This window comes from Paraburkholderia sp. GAS41 (assembly GCF_050436545.1).
In the GTDB taxonomy this organism is placed as follows: domain Bacteria; phylum Pseudomonadota; class Gammaproteobacteria; order Burkholderiales; family Burkholderiaceae; genus Paraburkholderia.
In genome coordinates, this window is the sequence record NZ_JBNDMK010000018.1 from 145,243 (window position 1) to 164,787 (window position 19,545).

The 19,545-nt window shown below is 62.0% G+C and carries 16 protein-coding genes and 1 riboswitch; of the genes, 6 read left to right on the top strand and 10 right to left on the bottom strand.

The genetic code is table 11. From position 1 onward, the window contains the following. Positions 1–34: 34 nt before the first annotated feature. A complete protein-coding gene (locus tag P3T43_RS23395; protein WP_429283416.1) occupies positions 35–1,450 on the bottom strand; it encodes a circularly permuted type 2 ATP-grasp protein in 1,416 nt (471 codons plus the stop codon). A 382-nt stretch (positions 1,451–1,832) separates the two neighbouring features. Here P3T43_RS23395 and P3T43_RS23400 point away from each other — a divergent pair, with 382 nt between their 5' ends. Continuing rightward, a complete protein-coding gene (locus tag P3T43_RS23400; RefSeq protein WP_429283417.1) occupies positions 1,833–2,795 on the top strand; it encodes a substrate-binding domain-containing protein in 963 nt (320 codons plus the stop codon). Between the two features lie 4 nt (positions 2,796–2,799). On the opposite strand, the gene P3T43_RS23405 is transcribed toward P3T43_RS23400, so the two are convergent. The 5 genes from P3T43_RS23405 to P3T43_RS23425 form a co-directional block, all read right to left on the bottom strand. Next, positions 2,800–4,956, bottom strand: coding sequence for an FUSC family protein (locus tag P3T43_RS23405; protein ID WP_429283418.1), 2,157 nt, complete (start codon positions 4,954–4,956; stop codon positions 2,800–2,802). Between the two features lie 139 nt (positions 4,957–5,095). After that, a complete protein-coding gene (locus tag P3T43_RS23410; RefSeq protein WP_429283437.1) occupies positions 5,096–5,782 on the bottom strand; it encodes an HAD family hydrolase in 687 nt (228 codons plus the stop codon). 144 nt (positions 5,783–5,926) lie between these two features. Then, positions 5,927–6,217: a muconolactone Delta-isomerase gene (gene catC, locus P3T43_RS23415; RefSeq protein ID WP_429283419.1), complete on the bottom strand. Its 291-nt coding sequence runs from the start codon at positions 6,215–6,217 to the stop codon at positions 5,927–5,929. Positions 6,218–6,385: 168 nt separating this feature from the next. Further along, positions 6,386–7,294, bottom strand: a complete 909-nt coding sequence (catA, locus tag P3T43_RS23420) for a catechol 1,2-dioxygenase (protein WP_429283420.1) — start codon at positions 7,292–7,294, stop codon at positions 6,386–6,388. Positions 7,295–7,342: 48 nt separating this feature from the next. Further along, a complete protein-coding gene (locus P3T43_RS23425; RefSeq protein ID WP_429283421.1) occupies positions 7,343–8,500 on the bottom strand; it encodes a muconate/chloromuconate family cycloisomerase in 1,158 nt (385 codons plus the stop codon). 101 nt (positions 8,501–8,601) lie between these two features. Here P3T43_RS23425 and P3T43_RS23430 point away from each other — a divergent pair, with 101 nt between their 5' ends. The 3 genes from P3T43_RS23430 (at position 8,602) to P3T43_RS23440 (ending at position 13,821) form a co-directional block, all read left to right on the top strand. Beyond that, positions 8,602–9,489, top strand: coding sequence for a LysR family transcriptional regulator (locus tag P3T43_RS23430; RefSeq protein WP_429283422.1), 888 nt, complete (start codon positions 8,602–8,604; stop codon positions 9,487–9,489). A 58-nt stretch (positions 9,490–9,547) separates the two neighbouring features. Beyond that, entirely contained in the window at positions 9,548–12,271 is a 2,724-nt protein-coding gene (locus P3T43_RS23435; protein ID WP_429283423.1) for an MGH1-like glycoside hydrolase domain-containing protein, read from the top strand. A 272-nt stretch (positions 12,272–12,543) separates the two neighbouring features. After that, the gene (locus tag P3T43_RS23440) at positions 12,544–13,821 is read left to right on the top strand and encodes an EAL and HDOD domain-containing protein (protein ID WP_429283424.1); all 1,278 of its coding nucleotides are present in this window, start codon (positions 12,544–12,546) and stop codon (positions 13,819–13,821) included. Positions 13,822–13,953: 132 nt separating this feature from the next. Here the strand turns inward: P3T43_RS23440 and valS are convergent, their stop codons facing one another. Then, entirely contained in the window at positions 13,954–16,047 is a 2,094-nt protein-coding gene (gene valS / locus P3T43_RS23445; RefSeq protein WP_429283425.1) for a valine--tRNA ligase, read from the bottom strand. A gap of 121 nt (positions 16,048–16,168) precedes the next feature. Here valS and P3T43_RS23450 point away from each other — a divergent pair, with 121 nt between their 5' ends. Together P3T43_RS23450 and P3T43_RS23455 are read left to right on the top strand one after the other, a co-directional pair. Continuing rightward, positions 16,169–16,678, top strand: a complete 510-nt coding sequence (locus P3T43_RS23450) for a dihydrofolate reductase (RefSeq protein WP_429283426.1) — start codon at positions 16,169–16,171, stop codon at positions 16,676–16,678. Positions 16,679–16,765: 87 nt separating this feature from the next. Continuing rightward, entirely contained in the window at positions 16,766–17,335 is a 570-nt protein-coding gene (locus tag P3T43_RS23455) for a nucleotidyltransferase family protein (protein WP_429283427.1), read from the top strand. Between the two features lie 127 nt (positions 17,336–17,462). On the opposite strand, the gene P3T43_RS23460 is transcribed toward P3T43_RS23455, so the two are convergent. From P3T43_RS23460 to P3T43_RS23470, 3 genes are all read right to left on the bottom strand, one after another. Next, positions 17,463–18,311 carry a tetrahydrofolate dehydrogenase/cyclohydrolase catalytic domain-containing protein gene (locus P3T43_RS23460; RefSeq protein ID WP_429283428.1) on the bottom strand — a complete coding sequence of 283 codons (849 nt, stop codon included), beginning with the start codon at positions 18,309–18,311 and terminating at the stop codon, positions 17,463–17,465. Between the two features lie 155 nt (positions 18,312–18,466). Then, a riboswitch (ZMP/ZTP riboswitch) is annotated at positions 18,467–18,550 on the bottom strand. A 117-nt stretch (positions 18,551–18,667) separates the two neighbouring features. After that, entirely contained in the window at positions 18,668–19,288 is a 621-nt protein-coding gene (locus P3T43_RS23465) for an MHYT domain-containing protein (protein ID WP_429283429.1), read from the bottom strand. Between the two features lie 44 nt (positions 19,289–19,332). Next, positions 19,333–19,545: integrase core domain-containing protein (locus P3T43_RS23470; protein WP_429283430.1), on the bottom strand; the 213-nt coding region annotated here is incomplete at its 5' end.

A 19,545-nucleotide genomic window follows, 5' to 3' on the forward strand; every position in this document is an offset into this window, starting at 1 on the left:
CGCTCTGTTGCCACTGACAGGCCGGCCGCTTGCCTCAGTCGGCCAGCACCCACGTATCCTTGGTGCCGCCGCCCTGGCTCGAGTTGACCACCAGCGATCCTTCTTTCAGCGCCACCCGCGTCAAGCCGCCCGGCGTAATGCGGATCTGGTCCGAGACCAGCACGAAGGGCCGCAAATCCACATGACGCGGCGCCAGCCCCTTCTCGGTGAGGATGGGCGTGGTCGACAAGGCGAGCGTCGGCTGCGCGATATAGTTGCCCGGCCGCGCCAGCAACTTGAGCGCGAACTCCTCGCGCTCCTTCTTCGAGGCCGCCGGTCCGACCAGCATGCCGTAGCCGCCGGAGCCGTGCACTTCCTTCACCACCAGCTCCTCGAGATGCTCCAGCACGTATTTCAGGCTGCTCGCCTCGGAACAGCGCCAGGTCGGGACGTTTTCCAGAATCGACTTGCGGCCCGTATAGAACTCGACGATCTCGGGCATATACGAATAGATCGCTTTATCGTCCGCAATGCCGGTGCCGGGCGCGTTGGCAATCGTGATGTTGCCCGCGCGGTAAACGTCCATGATGCCCGGCACGCCCAGCACGGAATCGCTGCGAAACGTCATCGGGTCGAGATAGGCGTCGTCGAGTCGCCGGTACAGCACGTCGATCGCACGGAATCCTTCCGTGGTGCGCATCGCCACATGCCCGTCCACGACCTGCAGATCGCTGCCTTCCACCAGATGCACGCCCATCTGGTCGGCCAGAAACGCATGCTCGTAGTACGCCGAATTGTGAATGCCGGGCGTCAGCACCGCGATGGTTGGATTGTCGTGGTTCCCGCCCGGCGGGCAGACCGCCGCGAGCGACTGGCGCAGCAACTCGGGATACGACTCGACCGGGCGCACCTTGACCTGCTGGAACAGTTCGGGGAACAGCTTCATCATCGTCTCGCGGTTCTCCAGCATGTAGGAGACACCGGAGGGGGTGCGCGCATTGTCCTCCAGCACGTAGAACTGGTTTTCTGCAGTCCGTACGATATCCACGCCGATGATATGCGTGTACACATTGCCCGGCGGACGAAAGCCGATCATCTCGGGCAGGAAGGCCTCGTTCTGCGCAATCAGCTGCTTCGGGATACGGCCCGCCCGCACGATCTCCTGACGGTGGTAGATATCGTCGAGGAAGGCATTGAGCGCCATCACGCGCTGCTCGATGCCTTGCGACAGGCGCGTCCATTCTGCGCCGGAGATGATGCGTGGAATGATGTCGAAAGGAATCAGACGCTCGGCCGCCTCCTGCTCGCCGTACACGGCGAAGGTAATGCCGGTTCTGCGGAACACGCTCTCCGCGTCCTGCGCCTTTTGCGCAAGGTTCGCAGGATGCTGGGTATCGAGCCATTGCTTGAGCAGTTCATACGGCGCGCGCACGCCCTGTGCGGAGCTGAGCATCTCATCGAATGGCGTCACTTCGGTTCTCCGTCGTTGTCGCAGATGTGGCCGTGGCGGCTTTCATGGTCATCGCAGGTCGCCGCTCGCAACCGTCCACGTGCCATTAGCATAATGGAAAGCCATCGCCTCTCGCACGCCGATCAAAAATACCCGACACGCCGCGTCAATTGCCATTTCCTGACAGGACTTGACCGTTGCGACAAGCAGAACCCCGCCCAGCTTGCGCCTCATGCATCGTTGCGCACATGCCGGCTTGGTGTTTACCCGGCTGCCGGCCACGCGTGAATCGAGGAAATGCCGGAGGTGCGCGCGCCGGGTGAGGCTGTATCATTCCGGTGCGCTAACCGTCGACGCCCGCTAGCCGGTGCCGATGCGTCCTGCGCCCAAGGAAAGGAAGACCATGGTACAGAAGACACGCCGGCGCGTGCTCATGGCCGGCGTTCTCGCAGCGTCCGGCCTCGCCGTTTCGAAGATTGCCGGGGCCGCTCCGAATAGCAAGTTGACGATCGCCCTCGTGCTGAAGTCGCTCGCGGATCCGTTTACGATCGCCATGTCGAGCGCCGCTGAAAATTACCAGAAACATTTTTCCGCGCAGTTCAACCTGAATATTCTCGGCACCGCAACGGAGCTCGACACCGCCACGCAGATTCGCATCGTCGACGACCTGGTCGCCGCGCATACCGGTGCCATCGTGCTCGCACCCACCGATTCGAAAGCGCTCGTGCCGGCCGTCGTCCGGGCCATCAACGCGGGCGTGATCGTGATCGCCATCGACAATCCGCTGGACGAAGCGGACCTCGACGCCGCCCATGTCACGGTGCCGTTCGTCGGCCCCGACAACCGCAAGGGTGCGGAGAGGGTGGCCACCTACCTCGCCACCAAGCTGCAGCGTGGCGACGAAGTCGGGATCATCGAAGGCTTCATCCGCGACCGCAACGCGCAGCAGCGCACCGCAGGGTTCAGGAGTGCCATGGATGCCGCCGGCATGAAGGTCGTCGCGGTCGCCCCGGGCGATTACGCCTACGCCAAAGGCGAAGCCGCCGCCGCCACGATGCTGGCGCAGCATCCGCGACTGCGCGCCTTGCTGTGCGGCAACGACAACATGGCGACGGGCGCCGTCGACGCGGTGCGCAACGCGCATCGCACCGGCAGTGTGTACATCATCGGTTATAACAACAACCCGGCCACCAAGCCGCTGCTCGATTCCGGCCGGATTCTCGCGACCGTCGATCAGTTCGCGGCGCGGCAAGCGGTGTTCGGCCTCGACGTGGCGCTCAAGGCGCTTACCGAACAGACTCGCCAGCAGGACCTGTCGCCCTTCATCGAAACGCCTTTGCAACTGGTCAAGAGCGGCGCTCGCTGAGCGCTCAGGATGCCGCCGCCGGAGCCGCGTCCGCGCCGACGACGCCGGCCTCTTCCACCAGCAGGCGGCGCAACTGTGCGATCTGATTGACCGCATCGGCTTCGGCCAACGGCAGGTGCCGGCGTGGAAACGCCGCGTAGTTCGCAGCGCGCGTGGCGCCGCGCAGATGCGCGTCGATCTCGCGGCTGACCGCCGCGATCCACTCGATCAGCGCACCGTCGGCCCGCGCCGGCTTCGCGGTGAAGCGCATGCGCGTAGCCGTGCCGGCCACGCGCCGCAGCAGCGCCAGCGCGGTGATGGCAGCGCGGTCCGCCAGCGAACTCTCCAGCCGCTCGAGGTGCAGGCGGTTGAAGGCTTCCTCCGCGTTGTTACTCGCGAGGCCCGCGCCGCGCCGCAGCCGCTCCACTTCGATGTCCTCGCCGCCGGCATGTTCGAGCGCGGCCACCAGATAGTCGAGGTTGGCCTGCACGGCGTCGGCCAGCCGGATGCGGAAATCGACGGGTTCGCGGCTCGGCCACAGCACGAAGGTCGCGAGCAACGCAATGGCACAGCCGAGCACGTTATTGCCGAGCCGGGTCAGCGCATAGACCAGTTCGCTCGCGCCCGGCGTGGCGAAGCCTGCGACCAGCACGAAGGTCGGCGTGAGAAACAGCACGAACAGGCTATAACTCACCGGGCGCAGCGCCATGGTGGCGCAGACCAGCGGAAACACGATCAGCGAAATGGCGATCGGCGAATGAATCGCCAGACCGATGCCCGCGGCCAGCAGACCTCCGGCGATGCTGCCCGCCGCCCGCTCGATGCTGCGCGGCCAGGTGGACGCAATCGACGGCTGCAGGATCAGCAGGATCGCCATGGTCGCCCAGTAGCCGAACGGCATGTGCAGCGCCCGCACGACCGTGAAGCCCGCCGTGACGGCGACGCCAACGCGGGCCGTATGGCGCAGTCCGATGGACTGCAGCGTCGCGTTGGCCTTGAGGCTTATCCAGGCACGCGCGAGGTTGCCGCGGGCGGCCCGATACCAGAGCGCCTCGTGGCGCGGCACCGGCTCGAATTCGAGCGCGCCCGCCGCGTGCAGCTTCACCGCCAACGGCTCGCCGAGTGCCGCTTCCAGCGATCCGGCCAGCTTTTGCAGGCGGCGCTGCAGCGCGCCGAGCGCGGCCCAACGGTCGGCGGCAAGCGCCTTGTCGTTCGCCTCGCTGACCGCGCGACCGATCCGCAGCATGACCTCGGCCAGCGTCGACAGGATCCGCGCCGCCCGCCGCGGCTCCTGCAACGTGTGATGACCCCGCTCGCAGGCATCGGTGACGGCGATCAGATAGGCGAAAAGCCGCTCGGTATCCGCTAATGCAAGCACCAGATTTTCGTAGCTCTCGCGCTTGTCCACCCGCACGCCCGGAACTCGGGCCAGCGCCTTGCGGGCCGTTTCGAGCGCCGCGCGGGCCTGCGCGCGATACGTCGCGGCATGCCGCGCCCATTCCCCGAAGTCAGCCGTTTCACGGCGCAGCAGACGTGCGCTGTCGAGCGCGATGTCAGCGAGGCGTCCATAGACGGCACGCAAGGCATCGCGGCTCGGGCCAAACGGATGGATCCGCCACACGGTCAGGCTCAGGACGACCGCGAACAGACACCCTGAAAGGTAGATGGCGAGGAACAGCACAATGTCGTGTGCATGGTGCATGGGCTTGTCGACCATCACGACGCACGCGGTGGCTGCAAGAATTCCCACTTGCGCGGCGGCCGCGCCCCAGATCCGCGCCAGCGCGCCCGCCGTCGAAAACAGCAGGATCGCGGCGGTCGCGGCCAGCGTGCCGGCACCGGAAGCAAACGCCGTGATACCGCCGCACACCGTGGACAGCACCGCAAAGCTCAGCATCGAGGCAAAGCGCATGCGGTTGGAACCTGCCGCGTCGGCGAGGCAGGTCCAGAAAGCGCCGATCGAAGCCCAGGCGAACAGTGGGTTGTGCAGCAGGTAGCCCAGAATCAGCATGGAGGTGGCGGCGCACGCGGCCCGCAGCCCTTCGGACAGATCGGTCTTGTCCATCGCGAACGACACCATCCATACCGGCCGGCGCCGCGACACGGAGTCGCCCAGCGCGTGCAAGGTGTTCAGCCGGCGGTTCGCCGCGTGCTTTGCCCTGCGGTTGAAATGACCGAACATTGCGCCTTGGGAATGGGGATGCCGGCTGGGACCCTACCTGCGGAAAACCGCGTCCGAGGTGTCGAACTCACGCGCCATCATTGCGGAATTCAACATAATAAGCGATAACCTCCGGGTTAACCCCATTAGCAGGCCAGCACTATGCGCCGCGCCATTGCGCGAGCAAGGCCGGCAACTCCCGCATGTCCTCGAACACGTGCGCGACGCCGACTGCGCGCAAGGCATCCGGCGAGCTGTGGGTGAGGCTCGCAGGCGCGTAGCCGAACACCGTCGCCCCGGCGGCCACGCCGGCAGTCGCTCCCGTCACCGTGTCTTCCACGACCGCGCAGCGTTTGGGGTCCACGCCCAGCGCCTCTGCTGCGGCCAGGTACACGTCGGGATAGGGCTTGCTGCGCGGCATTTCGTGTCCGCTGAAGACGCGGCCGGCGAAGTATTCGAGCATGCCGGTCTTCTTCAATTGCATCTCGACCTTGTACCGGTCGGCGCCCGAGGCGACCGCAATGCGGCCGTCGAGCGCTTCGTGCACGGCTCGCACCGCTGCCGGCGCGCCGTCGATCTCGACGAGTTCGCTTTCGAGTGCCGCATTCCGGCGCTCGCGGAACTTCGTCAACCATGCCTCCGTGATCGCCACGCCCGTGTTCGCCTCGATGCGGGCGGCTTCATCGCGCACCAGCTTGCCCACGAACATGCGCATCGTTTCTTCCACACTGATGGACCAGCCTAGCTCGCCCAGCATCTGCGAGAGCACACGGCTCGTGATGAGTTCGGAATCGACGAGCACGCCGTCGCAATCGAACAGGACGGAATCGAAGGGGAACGAAGCAATTCTGGCAGCGTGGGTGGCGGGTATTTCGGCAGGCATCTGGCAATAGGCAGGAAGGTCTCGGAGGGGGTCAAGGATACTGCAGGTTGCGATTGCATGCGTTCGCGCCAGACGCCCAACGCCAACGCCGACGCCGACGCCGACGCCTCAACGATCCCCGTCACGAACCGACGACGCATGCCGGCAGAGCGCCCGCACTTCGAGTTGCATATACGGAAACAGCGGCAACTGGCTCAGCACGTCGTGCAGGTGCGCCGGGCTTTCCACTTCGAAGATGCTGATATTGGCGTAGTGCCCTGCAATACGCCATAGATGCCGCCATACGCCCTCTTCCTGCAGCCGCTGCGAAATGGCCTTCTCGTCGGCTTTCAGGCGCGCTGCGCGTTCTGCGTCCATATCCAGCGGAAGATTGACCGTCATCTCTACGTGAAACAGCATTGTTGGCTCCTTTCAGCCAGGCGTTGGCGCTTTGGCGCTGCGCGTGGCTCCATGCAACATGGGTTGCGGTTTAATCTGCGGAGTCGCGCCGCGCGGTATCACGCGCAGCGCGGCGGCTACTCATCAAAATTCAGGAATGCGATTGAATGCGCTGCAGTGCGCCTTGAATCAGGCCTCGGCACGCAGACGTTCGACTTCGGCGCCCGGCAGGTTGTCGCGCTCCTTGAACAGCGTGAAGTCGAAATCGATCAACGCGAAATTGCCTTCCACGCCATAGGGCTTGCCTTCCGCACCCTCGGCCTGCTTGACGGCCGGCACGAGGCCATCGCGCGTCGCGAACGCGAAGTCGTCCCACAGATACGGATCGCCGTCGATGTTGATCTGCGTGGTCAGCTTGCGAAAGCCCGGCGCCGAGACGAAGAAGTGGATGTGCGCCGGACGATGCCCGTGGCGGCCAAGCTGATCGAGCAGCAACTGCGTCTGACCTTGCGGCGGCACACTGTAGCCGACCGGCACGACACTACTGAAGCTGTAATGGCCGCTGGCATCGGTGCGGATTGAGCGGCGCAGGTTGAACGCCGGCTGCGATTTATCGAAGTACGAATAATTGCCGAGGTGGTTCGCGTGCCACACTTCGACCAGCGCGTTCGCCAGTGGCTTGCCGTCTTCGCCCAACACACGGCCGCGCATCACCAGCGTCTGACCGGGATCGGTGCCGTCGTCGAGGCGTGCATGGCCGTTGAACTCCGGTGCGCCCGCCACGTACAGCGGCCCTTCGATCGTGCGCGGCGTGCCGCCTTCGATGCCGGCTTTCGCCTCCGCTTCGTCGAGACGCAGATCGAGGAAATGCTCGAAGCCGAGACCGGCGGCCAGCAAGCCCAGTTCGCCGCTCTTGCCCGCGTCGCCGAGATAGTTCAGCGCGGTCCAGAATTCGTCAGGCTGCACGTCGAGATCTTCGATCGTATAGAACAGATCGCGCACGACGCGGTTGACGATTTGCTTGGTGCGCGGGTTACCTTCATTGATCGCGCTGTCGTTGATCTTCTGCAGCAGCGCGTCGATAGTTTGCCTGTTCATGGGGATATCTCCTTCAGTCAATATTATGGATAGCGAATGAATCATCAATCAGAGGGTGGTGACGCTTGCGCCTTTGCGCGAATCCCGCCGCAAACGCTCAATCTTGCTCCAGTCCAGCGTGATGCCCAGACCCGGACCTTGTGGAAGCTGCAAGGAAAAATTCTCGTAACGCAGCGGTTCGGTGAGAATCTCTTCGGTCAGCAGCAGCGGCCCGAACAGTTCCGTGCCCCACTTCAACGCGCCGAACGTGCTGAAGAGTTGCGCCGAAGCAATCGTGCCCACTGCGCCTTCCAGCATCGTGCCGCCGTACAGGTCGATGTCCGCCGCCGCCGCGATCGCCGCCACCTGCGCGGCACCGGCGAGGCCGCCCGACTGGGCGATCTTCACCGCGAATACGTCTGCCGCACGCGCGCTGGCGACAGCAAAGGCATCGGCCGGCCCGTGCAGCGCTTCGTCGGCCATGATCGGCACCAGTGCCAGCTCCGTCAGGCGCTTCAGACCGGCGCGGTTCTCCGCCGCGGTGGGCTGCTCGATCAGCGCGATACCTGCTTCAGCGAAGCGGCGGGCCGCCCAGATCGCTTCTGTTTCGCTCCAGGCCTGATTCACGTCGACCCGTACTTCGCCGCGTCCTTCGAGCGCCCGCTGGATCGCGACGACATGCGCGACGTCGTCCGCCACGGCGCGCGAGCCGATCTTCAGCTTGAATACGCGGTGGCGCTTCGCTTCGAAAACCCGCTCGGCTTCGTCGATGTCGCGTTGCGTGTCGCCGCTCGCGAGCGTCCAGGCAACATCCACGCTATCGCGCACGCGGCCGCCGAACAACTCCGATAACGGCACGCCGAGGCGCTGCGCCTGGGCATCGAACAAGGCCGTTTCAACGGCGGATTTGGCAAAACGGTTGCCCTGAAACAACTTGCGCAGCTTCGCCATGGCGGCGCCGGGACGGGTTGCGTCCATACTTTCGAGCAATGGCGCGAAGTAGGTGTCGATGTTGACCTTGATGCTTTCCGGGCTCTCCTCGCCGTACGCGAGGCCGCCGATGGTGGTGCCCTCGCCTACGCCGGTTATGCCGTCGGCGCAGCGGATGCGCACCAGCACGAGGGTCTGGCAATTCATGGTGGCGACCGAGAGACGGTGCGGACGGATCGTCGGTACGTCGACGAGAATCGTCTCCACGCGCTCGATCTTCACGGGTGTTGCTATCATTTGTCACTCCTGAACTGCTTTGCTGTAGTCACCATAATAGGAACAAACCTGCAAAGCAGTCCAACACCGATTCCGACTACTTCCATACCTTAGAGGTATGCATGGAACTGCGCCAACTCCGCTACTTCATAGCGGTCGCGGAAGAAATGAACATCACGCGGGCCGCCGATCGCCTGCACATGACCCAGCCGCCGTTGAGCCGGCAGATCCAGCAGATCGAGGAAGACGTGGGCCTCGCGCTGTTCGTGCGCGGCTCGCGGCCGTTACGGCTGACCGAAGCGGGCCGTATCTTCTATGCGCAGGCGAAACGCCTGATCGACGAAGCGGACGAACTCGCGCCTTTGACGCGGCGCCTCGCGCAACTGGCCGAGCGGATCGTGATCGGCTTCGTGCCCTCGACGCTGTATGGCGCGCTGCCCGCGGTGATCCGCGCGTTTCGCGAAGCGGCGCCGCAGATCGAACTGTCGTTGATCGAAATGTTCACCATCGAACAACTGGCGGCGCTCAAGGGTGGGCGCATCGACGTGGGCTTCGGGCGTCTGCGCTTCGACGATGCACAACTGGCGCGTGAAGTGCTCGTCGAAGAAACGATGATTGCCGCGCTGCCGCAAGATCATCCGCTGGCGCGGCAAAAAAAGCCGCTCACGCTGGCCGCGCTCGCGCAGGAGACCTTGATTGTTTATCCCAGCACGCCACGGCCCAGTTATGCGGACCAGCAACTGTCGGCCATGCACGATCACGCGCTGGAGCCGAAAGCGATTCATGAAGTGAGGGAGTTGCAGACCGCGTTGGGACTGGTCGCGGCGCAAGTGGGCGTGTGCCTCGTGCCGGAGAGCGTGGAAGGATTGCGGGCGCACGGCGTAGTGTATCGCGCCATCCCAGGCGCGCATGCGGTATCGCCGATCATCATGAGCCGGCGCTTGCAGGATGAATCGCCGGCGACGACCTTGCTATGCTCGCTGGCGCGCACGTCGTTTCGCGGTGGATGAGCCACCGGGACCCGCGCGATGGTGCCTATAATGGTCTAGCTGAGGTTCGGAGAGCTCTATGCAACTGCAACGCGCAATCAATCTGCTCCAATCGAAGGAAGGGGCTCGCCTGCATGGTCCCGAACTCGACCAGTGGCGCCGCTGGGGTCCCTATCTGAGCGAGCGTCAATGGGGCACCGTTCGTGAGGACTACAGCGAATACGGCACCGCGTGGGACTACTTTCCGCACGACCACGCGCGCAGCCGCATGTACCGCTGGGGTGAAGACGGCATCGCCGGATACGGCAACGACCCGCTGGACTGGTGCGTGTCGCTCGCGCTCTGGAACGGGCACGATCCCATCCTCAAGGAGCGGCTCTTTGGCCTGACGAATGAGCAGGGCAATCACGGCGAGGACGTGAAGGAGCTTTACTTCTATCTCGACGGTACGCCGACGCATTCGTACATGAAGATGCTCTACAAGTATCCTCATGAGGCATATCCATACCAGGATCTGATCGATGAGAATCGGCGCCGCGGCGCGGACCAGCCGGAGTATGAAGTCCTCGACACGGGCGTGTTCGACGACAGCCGCTACTTCGATATCGTCGTCGAGTATGCGAAGCACACGCCCGACGATATCGTGATGCGCGTCACCGTCGAAAATCGTGCCGATCAGCCCGCGACGTTGCATGGCCTGCCGCAATTCTGGGCCCGTAACCGGTGGGCGTGGTCGGGCAAACCCGGTAAGCCCTCACTGACGCTGGAGCCCGACGCGGAAGGCGGCGCACGCGTCGTCGCACGCAATCCCGCGCTCGAAGCGATGATCGTGACCGCCTCGGCGCAACAGCCGCTCGAATGGCTGTTCTGCGAAAACGAAACCAATATGCGGCGCATTTTCGGCCTCGAAGGCACCGGCCCCTTCAAGGACGGCTTCAACGATTTCCTCATCGACGGCGACGAGCAGGCTATCCGGCGCGACAAAGGCACCCGCGCCGCCGCGCATGTCTGTCTTCAGTTGGGCGCACATGAAAGCTCAGTCATCTATCTGCGCTGGCGACCCGCAACGGCTACGGAAACCGTGCCGCTCGACGTGGACGCGCTGTTCGCGCGCCGGCAAGCGGAGGCCGACGAATTCTATGCGCTGCTCCAGCACGACATCGCCGACGCCGACGCACGTCTCGTGCAGCGTCAGGCGTTCGCCGGGATGCTGTGGTCGAAGCAGTACTACCAGTTCGACGTGACGCGCTGGCACGACGGCGACCCCGGTCAACCGAAGCCGCCCCCAGCCCGCAGACACCGCCGTAATGCGGACTGGCGGCACATGTGTAACGGCGACATCGTTTCGATGCCCGATAAATGGGAATATCCGTGGTACGCGTCGTGGGATCTTGCGTTTCATGCGGTCGCGTTCGCCGCGATCGACCCCGACTTCGCGAAGAAGCAGCTACTGCTGCTCGTGAAAGACCGCTACATGCACCCGAACGGCCAGTTACCCGCCTACGAGTGGGCGTTCAGCGACGCGAATCCGCCGGTTCATGCGTGGGCAACATGGCGTGTGTATGAACTCGACCGCGAAGTGACGGGCACCGGCGACCCGGCGTTCCTTGAAATGATGTTCCACAAGCTGCTGCTCAATTTCTCGTGGTGGGTCAACCGCAAGGACGCCGGCGACCGCAATATTTTTCAGGGCGGTTTTCTCGGGCTCGACAACATCGGCATCTTCGACCGCTCTTCCTCGTTGCCGACCGGCGGCAGTATCGATCAGGCCGACGGCACTGCATGGATGGCATCGTATGCACTCGATCTGATGCAGATCGGCCTCGAACTGGCGATGCACAACGACGCATACGTTGAAATCGCCGTGAAGTTCTTCGAGCATTTTCTCTATATCGCAGAAGCGATCAACTGGAGCGACGCCTGCGATACCGGACTGTGGGACGAACACGACGAGTTCTTCTACGACATGCTGAACCTGCCGGATGGCGCGCATGTGCCGATGCGCATTCGCTCGATCGTCGGGCTGATTCCGCTGTTCGCCGTCCACGTGCTCGAAGATCGCGTCTACGGCCACCTGCCAGGCTTGCGCGAACGGCTCGCGTGGTTTCTCGATCATCGACCGAATCTGGCCAAACTGGTGTCGCGCTGGACCGAACCCGGCAAGGGCAACACCACGCTGCTGTCGCTGTTGCGCGGCTACCGGATGACCGCGCTCTTGCGCCGCGCGCTCGACGAGAGCGAATTTTTGTCCGATTACGGGGTACGCGCGCTGTCGCGCGTGCATCGTGACGCGCCTTATGTCTTCGATCACGGCGACGCGAGCTTCCGTATCAACTACTTGCCTGGCGAATCGGACTCGCGTGTGTTCGGCGGCAATTCGAACTGGCGCGGCCCGGTCTGGATGCCGGTGAATTACCTGCTGATCGAATCGCTGTATGAGTTTCACCGCTACTACGGCGAGGACTTTCGCATCGAATATCCAACCGGTTCGGGCACCCTGCTTTCCTTAAGTGAGATTGCCGACAAACTCGCGCGGCGCGTCACTTCACTGTTTCTCAAGGACGCGCAAGGCGTGCGACCTGTCATGGCCGCCTATCCGATGCTGCAAGCTGACCCGCGATCGCGCGATCTCATGCTCTTTCATGAGTATTTTCACGGCGACAATGGCCGTGGCGTCGGCGCTTCGCATCAGACGGGCTGGAGCGGGCTGGTTGCGCTGCTGCTGCAGCCACGAATGATGAAGCTGTCGCATGTGGAGGCTGAGACGGCCTCGGCGGCGGTCGCCGCCGGTTTCGGACGCTAGCGCTCGAGCGCCCCGTCTGGGTGAAAAATATTTTGCAAACTGGGACGCACGGTCAAGCATTCCACTAAAATCCCCCAGAATGCCGCCTCAGCGCACAAAAAAATCAGAGCATTGCTCGACGACTCCGAGGGGCGGATGCTGGCCGGCGCGAGTCACTGCGTGCGAAGCGGGTGCATGGAGGAATTCCTCTCTTTGACGCCAAACGTCCTCGCTGCAGACAACAAGACCAATGGTCGCGACGGATACCTAAACATAACGGGAAGCGTTCAAAGTTGAAGGCAAGCATATCCTCGTCCGACCTCGCCGACGTTCAGCCGGCGTCGAATCACCCCGTTGCCACGCCGGAATATGTCTATCTGGGACGGCAGCCCATTCTGGACCGCAGCGGAGCGTTGAGCGCGTTTGAACTGCTGTTCCGTTCCGGGACCGCCAATTTCGCCCGCATCACGGACGACGCCGATGCCACCTCGCAGGTGATCGCGAGACTCATCGGCGACATGGGTCTCGGCGAAACTTTGGGCGATTACACCGGTTACGTGAATGTCGATCGCGCGGTGCTGATGTCCGACACGATCCGGCTGTTGCCGCCTGAACGCTTCGTGCTGGAAATCCTCGAGACGGTCGTCTTCGACGAGGCGCTGTTTGCGCGCTGCAACGAGCTGCGGCGTTTGGGTTTCCGGCTCGCGCTGGACGATGTTTCGCAGATCTCCCCGAGTCTGCTCGCGTTTCTGCCGTGCATCGATATCGTCAAGATCGACTTTCTGGCATGCCCGCGCGAGCGCCTCCCCGAACTGATCCGCACGGTCAGGCGGCATGGAAAAATATTGCTCGCCGAAAAAGTCGAAACACCGCAAGACCATGACGCCGCCATGCGCGCCGGCTTCGAACTGTTTCAGGGCTATCACTTTGCAAAGCCGCAGGTGCTGAGCTCACGGCGTGTCGTGTCGTCGCGCGATGCGTTGCTGCGTCTGCTCGTGCTGCTGGGCGAGGACCCGGAGATCGAAGAACTCGAGGTCGAGCTCAAGCGGATTCCGAACCTCGTTATTCAACTGTTGCGTCTGCTCAATTCCGGTGCGTTCAGGCTGGCCAAAACGATTTCGTCACTGCGCGAAGCGATCATGATGGTCGGCATGCGGCAAATCATGCACTGGGTCCAGTTGCTTCTGTTCGCAGACGGCCAGGTCGAGGCACTGCGTACCGATCCCCTCGTGCAACTGTGCGGCACGCGCACGCGATTCATGGAACTTGCGGCCGGCCGGACCCGGCCCGGTGACAGACGGTTTGCCGATGCCGCATCGATCACAGGCGTGTTCTCATTGGTTCACGTCCTGTTTGGCGTGGAAATCGCGGACATCGTGGCGACGCTGCCGATTCATGACGATATCCGGCAGGCACTCCTTGAACGGCAAGGCGAACTGGGGTTGCTATTGAACGCCGCCGAGGCAGTTGAGTCGGGGCAGCAGATGCCAATCCGCGCGGCGTGCGAGGCACTCCCTGTTTTTAGTCCGAATGACCTTGCCATGCTTGGGCTTGAGGCTGCCGCGTGGTAAGCATTGCCAAACACCGCGAACCTCGCTGTGAGGACGCACGAGGTACCCACCAGCAGCATCCGCATCCGTATCCGCAAAACGGCAGCGTGGTTGCAACCCCTATTGTTCGATCCAGCACCACGCTGCCGTGTACTAACCCAGCATAACGTTGACCTGAAAGCCCTCAGACGGGAGCACCTCGATCACGCCAACCTGCCCCGCATCACGCAGATCGCTCTCCGCTGCCCGTAAAAGCGCCAATCGCTGCGCGGAATCGTTGACGGCCAGACGGGCGACGCCTGCTTTCATCGACACCTTCGCTTCCGACTTGGTTCGGCGGATCTCCCGCAAAACATCCGAAACAACCTCCGTCATGGCTGCGCTCGCGTCTGCCCCGGCAAGCACTTCAAGCGACAAAACGTCAGGCCACTGAGCACGGTGAACCGATTCTCCATTCCACCACGACCAGCTTTCCTCGCATGCAAACGGTAGAAACGGTGCGAACAGTCTCTGGATGACCGATAACGATTCTGCCAGCGCCCGGTGAGCAGAAGCCGCGCACACGCCGGTGCCATGCGCCCGGCTCTTCACCAGTTCCACGTAGTCGTCGCAATACCACCAGAAGAACGCCTCCGCGTGCTCGATGGCCTTGCTGTAGTCGAATGTACCCAGCGCGTCAGTAGCGGACTCGACAACCCTGGCAAGCCGCGCAATCATCGCGCGGTCCAGCGCTTCGGTAATAGGACCGTTCGTTGTACGCACGACGCCGAGCGCGAACTTGGACACATGCAATAACTTCAACGCCAGCCTTCGCCCGTTCCTCATCTGCGTTTCGTCGAAGGCAGCGTCCATACCAGGACGCCCCAGCGCGGCCCAATAACGAACCCCGTCTGATCCGTACTGATCAAGCAACGCGGCTGGCGTCACCCCATTCCCTTTCGACTTCGACATCTTCTTGCGATCAGGATCGAGAATCCACCCAGACAGCATGGCATGCCGCCACGGCAAGCTGTTCGTTTCCAGATGGGACCGGACGACCGTCGAAAACAGCCAGGTTCGAATGATGTCGTGCGCCTGTGGGCGCAGATCCATCGGAAACACGCGCTCGAAGCATCCCCCCCGTTCTTCCCAGCCCGCCGCGATCTGAGGCGTGAGCGAACTGGTCGCCCACGTATCCATGATGTCGGTGTCGCCAACGAATCCTTCTGGCTGCCCTCTTTGATGCTCGGCAAATCCCGGTGGAACATGCGACTGTGGATCGATCGGCAACGCCGATTCGTCTGGACGAATCGGTGCGCCGAAGTCCGGTTGGCCCTGTGAATCGAGCGGATACCACAATGGGATCGGCACACCAAACACCCGCTGACGGCTGATCAGCCAGTCCCCATTCAAACCGCTCACCCAATTCGCGTAGCGGCTTCCCATGAAGCCTGGATGCCAGTGAAGCGCTTCGCCGCGCCCCAGTAGTGCATCCCGCAGTGCTGCTTCACGGCCGCCATTGCGCAGATACCATTGGCGCGTGGCGACAATCTCCAGCGGACGATCACCCTTCTCGAAGAATTTGACGGCGTGCGAGACCGGTCGTGGCGAGCCGATCATCTCGCCGCTCGACGTCAGCATGCCAACGATGCGTCGCCGGGCTTCGATCACCGTCGTCCCAGCGATCTGCATGTATGCCGCTCGTCCATCCGGCGACCCGATCCACTCGGGCGGATCAGAGTCGAGGCGACCATCCTTGCCGATGGTTGCGCGCGTCGGCAGTCGCAGTTCACGCCACCCGATCACATCGGTCAGATCGCCGAACGTGCAGATCATGGCGAGGCCAGTTCCTTTAGCTGGATCAGCCAGCCTATGCGTTAGCACCGGCACATCCATACCAAACAATGGACACCGGAAACGCTCGCCGATCAGATGACGAAACCGCGCGTCATCAGGGTGCGCAACCAGTGCGACGCAAGCCGGCAGCAACTCCGGCCGGGTGGTGGACACCACCACTTCTGCATGGTCCCCGACGAAAAAGCGCAGATCGTGATAAGCCCCGACGATCTCGCGATCCTCGAGTTCGGCCTGAGCGATTGCCGTCTGGAACGTCACGTCCCAAAGACACGGTGCCTGCTGGCTGTATAGCTCGCCACGCTCGAGGTTGCGCAGCAGGGCACGCTGGCTGGTGCGTTGAGCGCGTTCGTCGATCGTCGCGTACGTCAGACTCCAGTCGACGGACAGGCCGAGGCGCACGAACCCGCTCAAACACCACGCGGCCCCGAATCGATACACCTCAGGCCTTGGGCTCTCCCCTTAGCCGCCATTCACCTCCGACCATTTTCGTAGTCGTTAGAATAGCCCCACAACCCAACCGCGAGACGAGCGAATGTTGAATGGAAAAACAATTTCAATGATAGCCGCCATGGCGAAGAATCGAGTGATTGGCGCGGCCAACGGCATTCCATGGAAGGTACCAGGAGAGCAGCAGCGATTTCGTCAGCTAACCGAAGGAAACCTCGTAATGATGGGGCGGCGCACATACGAGTCGATCGGTCGGCCACTACCGAACCGGGACATTCTGGTGATTGGACGACGGCCGATCGTCGCCGAACGAGTATCGACGTGCGCCACGATGCAGACAGCGCTTGAAATCATCGCGAACGATTCGCGAGAGGAAGTTTTTATTGCGGGTGGTGAGCAGATCTATCGCCTCTTCTTGCCGTATGCGGATATGGTATATCTCACCGAACTCGATCTGGAACCCGCAGGCGACACGACGTTCCCCGACCTGACCGCCGACTTCAATTGCATCGAAAGGGTCGAGGTTAGCGGCCCGATTAACTACACTCTCTCAACCTATCGCCGCGCAACCGATCACAGCGACAAGCTTGCCTAAGAATTCGTGCAATTTCGTTCCGGTCCCGAACGGCGCAATGACCACCCATTTCCGTGTCTTACGATCTACTTATCATTCGAACAAACCATGACTGCTGCCTTGGAACACCACCTCATTGAGGTGATACAAAGGAATCAGTGGAATGAGCTAATTTTGAATCGGGCAGCACAGCTTGGCTTCAAGGATTGGTGGCTGACCGCCGGGTGCATCGCGCAGTCCGTCTGGAACCACATGTGCGAACGGGACATTCATTCGGGCATTCGTGATTACGACCTGTTCTACTACGATCCGGATACATCATGGGACGCGGAAAACGACGTTATCTCCCAGGCGAGACACCTGTTTTCCGATGTCCCTGTTGAAGTACAGGTCCGCAATCAGGCCCGTGTCCCGTTGTGGTACGAGCAGAAGTTTGGAATTCCGTTCGGCCTCGTGACGCGGGCTTCGGACGGCATCGATCGATTTCCCTGTGCGAGTGTTGCGATCGGGGTCAAGCGCCTGAATGAAATATTTGAAGTCTACTCACCCTTTGGCCTGACGTCTCTGTTCGAAGGTACGCTGAGGCCCAATCATGCACTTCCGATAGCGGGCGTGTATGCCGAAAAAACCGCACGCTGGCAGCGCGAGTGGCCACATCTCCACGTTGAGCCGTGGTAAGACGGAGACCCAAGATCGCTAAACGGATTCGGTCCGGATAGCCACCGCTCGAACTCCGCAAAGCACCGCGTCGCGCCGCCCCTCCGATCCTGAGCGCCCCCTCGACTTCATCGGCAACGGATGCTCACTAGACGACTGCGCATGCGCGCTCCGCGGCACTGACCGTTTGCGAAATTAGCGTCGAGATAGTCATCGGTCCCACCCCGCCAGGAACGGGCGTCATCGCCGCACAGCGGCCCATCAGGCCCTCGGGATCAACATCGCCGACACGGCCGGGATGATAGCCGGCGTCGACGACGATTGCCCCATCTCTGATCCCGTCATGACGAATGAACTTCGGCTTGCCTACCGCAGCAACAACGATTTGCGCACGTCGAATTTCCATCTCGAGATTGAGCGTTTTTGAGTGGCAGAGCGTGACCGTCGCGTTCGCGTTCGACAGCATGAGGGCCATAGGCTTTCCAAGGATCGGACTGCGCCCCACCACTACGGCGCGCATGCCTGATACATCGATTTCGTAGTGGACCAGCAAACGCATGATCCCAGCGGGGGTTGCGGGCGCGAAGGCCGGTTCACCGAGAGCCATCAGGCCGAAACCATGACTGGTGACTCCGTCAACATCCTTGCCGAGCGAAATTCTGTCGAAGCACTGGCGTTCGTCCACATGTGCGGGAACCGGGTGCTGGAGCAAGATGCCGTGCACTGTCCGGTCGACATTGAGTCTGTCGATTTCGTGCAGCACGTCACCGGTCGTTGCGCTCGCAGGCAACTTGATCACGACCGAATCCATGCCGACTCGCCGGCATGCGTTGCCCTTCATCTGGACATAGGTCGCCGAGGCAGGATCGTCGCCGACCAAAATCGTAGCCAGTATGGGTATCTGGCCGCCATTTCTCGTCTTGAGTGTTGCAACGCGTTGGGACAGTTGCCGCTCATGCGCCGCCCCTACGGCTTTACCGTCGAGAAGTGTGCTCATGCGCTTTCTCCCGAGGTGTTCAGTCTGAAACCGGAAATGCTCAAGCAGTGAAGGGGGCGAAGCGGCAACGAGCGGAAGCGTGATTGATCAGGTGCGAACAACGTGGGTTGAGAAGAACCTTTGGCGATGGTCATGGGCAGTCTCAAAGAGATTAATCAAGATGCCCAGGCGAACGGCGTTACACCGTCTACGCTTCCCGATAGTGACCCATCTATTGCTCGCCAGTCACGCAGACCGAAACATTTTAATCCGATTTTTCGCGGCCAAGCAAGGACGGTGAGTGCCTCGTCACTCGTGGAAAGAAAAATTACGGATTGCCAACGATTCAGATGATTTGGTTGACTAACCGTTTCCACTCAGTGCGTCGGACCTCGCATATGATCGATTTGATCATTGAGCCGGGCGACCGAATTGGCGAGAAACGAGACTCTGGCGTCGAGCCGCGAGAGAAGCAAGGTCACGATGAGAATCGCAAACGCAAGCGGAACGACGGCGGCAGCAAGCCATTGTGGCTTGACGCCATTCGCCGCGCCGCAAATCGATCCAATCGGGAAGTTGGCCGCGGCCATAGCCGTGTAGTGCATGCCTGCGATCCCAATACCCATGACACAGGCGGCGCCAATGCGTTTGGGCATCACGTGGTTCTGATTCGCTCCACGGAGCGTGCGCGCGACCCATAGCGCCGCGGTGGACGCTGCGATTGCAATCACAATCGACGCGGCAACGATGCTCCGGTCGTAGTGAATCGCGGGGCTCATCAGCATTGCGGCCATCCCCATGTAATGCATGCTGGCGATACCCAAACCCATCAGGACCCCGGCCGCGAACAGGTGCGGCCACTTCAGACGCTTGCGCGTGACGATATGCAGTGCAAACCATGAGACAAGTACCGCGATAACCAGCGAGTAACACGTTACCGCGAAATCGTAGCCAATCGGAATGCTTAAAGAGAATGAAAGCATGCCAATGAAATGCATGGACCTAAAGTGGACCCATCAGTCAAGACACTTTTCTGGTCGATTTAAGCTGTGATCGCGTCCAACTGCGCAGCTGCCCGGCGCTGCCCCGTGCTGCATTCGTTCTCTGGCCCGTCATCCGCATGGCCATATTTATCGACGATCAGCGCGCCGCCACCGATGCCCGAGCGATAGACCTGATCCGGCGTTGCGTATCCCAGCGACTGGTGCGGCCGTTCGGCGTTGTAGAACGCAAAATATTGCGCCAGTCCCACCGT